The following is a 4,284-nucleotide window of genomic DNA, read 5'->3' on the forward strand; positions in this document are numbered from 1 at the left end:
GTTCTGCTACAAGTTCAACCGCCGATACTTCGGTGACGGGCTCTTTGACAGGATGCTGCTGGCTGGCGTGGCCTACAAAAACGAATTTAGGTACAACATTAAGTAATCATTAAAAGTTTTAACCTGTCCTACTGCGGACACGACCTTTAATAGAAACAGCCATGTTAAATACTCTCAAGATATTTCTCCATCAGGGTAAACAGTTCATACCGAATGTACGCACATCAAAGGTGCCTGGTGTATTCCGCGGAAGACCGGTGATATCATCGGAAAAGGTTGATGAGAAGGCCCTTGCCAATGTTTGCCCGAGCGGTGCCATTGGTACAGCGCCGGTGAGCATAGACCTTGGAAAATGCCTTTTCTGCGGCGAGTGCGAAAGATGCTTCCCCGGCAAGGTTCATTTCACCGATGACACCCATCTGGCCACCAATGTGCGAGAAAGGCTGATTGTACGCGAAGGTGAGGACAAGCCTATAGAAGTTGACAAGGACGCCATCCGTCCTGAGATTCGCAGGATATTCCGCAACTCGCTCAAGCTCAGGCAGGTATCGGCCGGAGGTGATGGCAGCTGTGAAGCTGAACTCAACGCAACTGGCAACGTTCAGTTTGATATGGGACGTTTCGGAATTGATTTTGTTGCTTCGCCAAGACACGCTGACGGTGTGCTGGTTACAGGCCCTGTTTCAGCCAATATGGCCAAGGCTCTGGAACTTACGTACGAAGCCTGCCCTGAACCAAGGATCGTGGTTCTTGATGGCACGGATGCAATCAGCGGAGGTATGTTTGCAGACTCTGCGGAACTTGACAGATCATTCCTGAACAAGCATCAGGTTGACCTATACATTCCAGGAAACCCCGCCCACCCTCTCACCGTTATCAACGGCCTGCTTGATTTGACAAGGTAGTTTATCCTGAAATTTCAGATTTTGAAAAAGAACTTCTAAATTCGCATATATAATTTTATTGTTTATGGAAACCGAACTCTGGAAATTCTGGCAGGATGCTCAGAAAATGAACAAGGTGGATCTCACCCACCCTCTTGACAACAACAGTCCGTATTGGGCAGGAATGCCTGAAGGAAGCGTTGAACTTGGCAAAGTAATATTCGACTGGGGCAATCCTATGCTTGAATGCCGCATACAGTCCTTCCGTTTTCCGGGGCAGTTCGGAACTCACATTGATTTTCCCGCACATTTCCACAAGGGCGGTGATTTTGCTGAATCTTTCGGTCCTGAATGCATGATGCTTCCACTCTGCGTGATTGATATAAGTGCCAAGGTTTCACAGAACTGCGAATATGCTGTAACAGTTGAGGATATCAAGGAGTGGGAAGCTGTTAATGGTCCTGTTCCACAAGGAGCTTTTGTTGCCTTGAGGACAGACTGGAGCCACAATTGGCCCGATATGGCGGCTCTCTCAGGTACAGATGACAATGGCGGTGAGCATTTCCCTGGCTGGTCACTTCCTGCGCTGAAATATATCTATGAGATTCGTGGTGCTGCGGCAAATGGACACGAGGCACTTGACACTGACGCTTCAGCTGAAGCCGCAAAGGCCGGCGACCTTGCCTGCGAGCGATATGTTCTTGCCAACGGACATTTTCAGGTTGAGCTTATGTGCAAGCTTGACAAGGTTCCTGCTGCAGGTGCTCTGATATTCCTGAGCTGGCCTCATTTCAAGGGAGCCAATGGTCTTCCGGTTCGTGCCTGGGCACTATTCTAGGAAGATCTCTTATCTTACGTTCTAGTTGCAAAAACTGCTCCGGATGCTATGACCAGAATCCTCTTTGTCTGCCACGGCAACATCTGCCGCTCACCTATGGCCGAATTCATTTTCAAGGCTATTGCCAGGGAAAATGGTCTGGAAGGTGCTTTCTACGTTGAAAGCGCAGCAACATCCACCGAGGAGACAGGCAATCCCATCTACCCTCCAGCCAGACGCTGTCTCAGAAATCACGGCATTCCATTTGACGCCTGCAAGACTGCAAGGCAGATTAGTTTTGAAGACTATCGCCGGTATGATATGATTATTTGTATGGATACTCTCAACCTGCGATGGTTAAGCAGAATCATTCCTGATGACCCGGAACGGAAGATCCGGCTTCTGATGTCCTTTGCCGGCTCAAACCGCAGCGTGGCCGACCCCTGGTACACCGGCGACTTCGAAACAACCTACAACGATTTGCTCGAGGGCTGCCAGGCACTTCTGAAATTCTGCATACATTTTTCCTACGTCAAAAATCACCTGGCACAGCGATAGCCATCAGAAGTACCTGCAGGGCCAACTTATGTTCCAGGCGGGGCAAAATGGCCTCACCTGGAACACTGACCATCGCCAGAGTGTGGTGTAGAGCATACTTACGTTCCAGGTGAATTTCGGTTTAAGGTTTATTCAACGTGTATCTAGCTCTGCTCGGGCGAATTCCAGTTTAGGCTTAATAATAGTGAGTCATGCTCTACTCGGGGGAATTCCGGGGAAGAATAAGTCATGTGAATAAAGCAATGGACAACACAATTTACTGAATAGCAATCAATTGCTCATTTTCTATATACTTCTTTTACGAATACTGTCAATGGCATTTGTTCTTTCACGGAATTCACATTAATTTAGCAGTCGAGTCGGCCACTTGAGGCGGCGGGTTAGGTGAATGAGAATAAGTGACAAAAAGATGCGTCAGCTGGCATCGGATCTAGGCTTGAATATAAGCTTCATAAAAGGTCAGGAAATTGAAGTCAGGAACTGCTGGCATTTCTACACCAATGGCAATGAAATAGATGCCATTTTCTACAGCGAAGAGGATTTCCGCAATGGTATGAACCGGATTTACAACGTAATTCAGAATTACGATGTTACAATCCTTGCATTTGCCTTGATGGACACGCACGTGCATTTCATTCTGCATGGGCAGTTTGATGAATGTAACCGGTTCATGCACGAATACATCAGAAGAACCTCCATGCATATCTCAAATATTCATAAAGAAAAGAACAAACTGGCAGATATTGAAATCAGTCACCAACCAATAAACACCGCGCGATACATGAAGACGGCAATCTGCTACGTGTTGAAGAATGCTCCGGTAGGTGGAATCCGTTTCAATGCATACGATTATCCTTGGTCAAGTGCAGCTCTCATTTTCCGCAATGGTAACTTCTGGACTGCACCTCGATGGATGGACCGTACTATCGGCCATAACAATGATGAAGGCCTTGGAATACGTTTACAGAAAGCAGCATTAAGAACACATCAAAGAAGTGACTACAAACCGATAATGATAGGAGAACTTGTTTTCCCTGGAGAGTATGTCGCATTCGAGATTGTTGAACAACTGTTCAGAACTCACAAAAGTTTCAATTATTTCATGTGTGTCTCCAAGGAATCGGACGTTGAGTCAAAGGAGGGCATAGTTTCTCATCTTTCAATTCCAATTCAGGAAATGAGGCAGCACAAAAGCGAGATGTGCATACAAATGTTCAATAAGAAGGATATCAGAAATTTGAACACTGCTGAAAGACTCCAATTGGCAAAGGCGCTGAAATCACGTTTCAACAGTTCTGCCAAGCAGATTGCCAGACTTTGCGGTCTGATACATTCGGAAGTCAAGGATATGATTTGATGATTTTTTTATGCAGCTATTGATTCATTAGGCATCTGTCGCAAATCATTCCAAAATACCTTAATCAGTAACAATCTTTATCTCCAAACCGAAAATCACCTGGAACAGCGATAGGCCACAGAAGCACCTGCAGGGCCAACTTATGTTCCAGGCGGGGCAAAATTGCCTCACCTGGAACATTGACCATTGCCAGAGTGTGGTGTAGAGCATTCTTGCGTTCCAGGCGAATTTCGGTTTAAGGTTTATTCAACGTGTATCGATCTATGCCCAGCCAGATTCCGGATTAGTCTTAATAATAGTGAGTCATGCTCTGCTCGTTGCATTCCGGTTTTGGCTTAGTGATTATGAATCCTGTTCTGTTTAGTCGAAGAACTGGTTAAGGCTTAATCAACGTAATCAAGTTCTTCTCTGTCGAAGTACAAGTCATGGTATAAGCTGCTTGTATCAGTATCAGTATCAGTATCAGTATCAGTATCTGCATGCCAAGACCATGTTAACGCTATAGGACTTCGTGTTGCGTGAAGCGCAATTTGGAGTACTGTTGTACTAAGCCCTGCCGCGCACGGAGGGTCGCATACCTTATTATTGGGTAAAGCATTCAGGGCTTTATACCCCTTCATCTGAGAGTGTCGGTTGCAATGCGCCTACAGTTGCGTTCGACTATAAAG

General features: G+C 46.2%; 4 protein-coding genes and 1 pseudogene. All 5 read left to right on the forward strand.

From position 1 onward, the window contains the following. Window positions 1-106 (forward strand): annotated as a pseudogene (locus AC06L3_RS08430) (IS1595 family transposase); the annotation flags it as partial. Window positions 107-161: 55 nt separating this feature from the next. Beyond that, entirely contained in the window at window positions 162-905 is a 744-nt protein-coding gene (locus tag AC06L3_RS08435) for an NADH-quinone oxidoreductase subunit B family protein (protein ID WP_475670180.1), read from the forward strand. 64 nt (window positions 906-969) lie between these two features. Then, a complete protein-coding gene (locus tag AC06L3_RS08440) occupies window positions 970-1,722 on the forward strand; it encodes a cyclase family protein (RefSeq protein ID WP_475670181.1) in 753 nt (250 codons plus the stop codon). A gap of 48 nt (window positions 1,723-1,770) precedes the next feature. Continuing rightward, window positions 1,771-2,259, forward strand: coding sequence for a low molecular weight protein-tyrosine-phosphatase (locus AC06L3_RS08445; RefSeq protein ID WP_475670182.1), 489 nt, complete (start codon window positions 1,771-1,773; stop codon window positions 2,257-2,259). Window positions 2,260-2,647: 388 nt separating this feature from the next. Beyond that, window positions 2,648-3,616: a transposase gene (locus AC06L3_RS08450; RefSeq protein WP_475670183.1), complete on the forward strand. Its 969-nt coding sequence runs from the start codon at window positions 2,648-2,650 to the stop codon at window positions 3,614-3,616. Window positions 3,617-4,284: the final 668 nt, after the last annotated feature.

This window comes from Candidatus Egerieousia sp. (assembly GCF_056211015.1).

What these genes read in the sequence shown, in the direction of transcription:
- AC06L3_RS08435 (WP_475670180.1), top strand. Translation starts at nt 162, where the DNA reads ATGTTAAATACTCTCAAGATATTTCTCCATCAGGGTAAACAGTTCATA.
- AC06L3_RS08440 (WP_475670181.1), top strand. Translation starts at nt 970, where the DNA reads ATGGAAACCGAACTCTGGAAATTCTGGCAGGATGCTCAGAAAATGAAC.
- AC06L3_RS08445 (WP_475670182.1), top strand. Translation starts at nt 1,771, where the DNA reads ATGACCAGAATCCTCTTTGTCTGCCACGGCAACATCTGCCGCTCACCT.
- AC06L3_RS08450 (WP_475670183.1), top strand. Translation starts at nt 2,648, where the DNA reads ATGAGAATAAGTGACAAAAAGATGCGTCAGCTGGCATCGGATCTAGGC.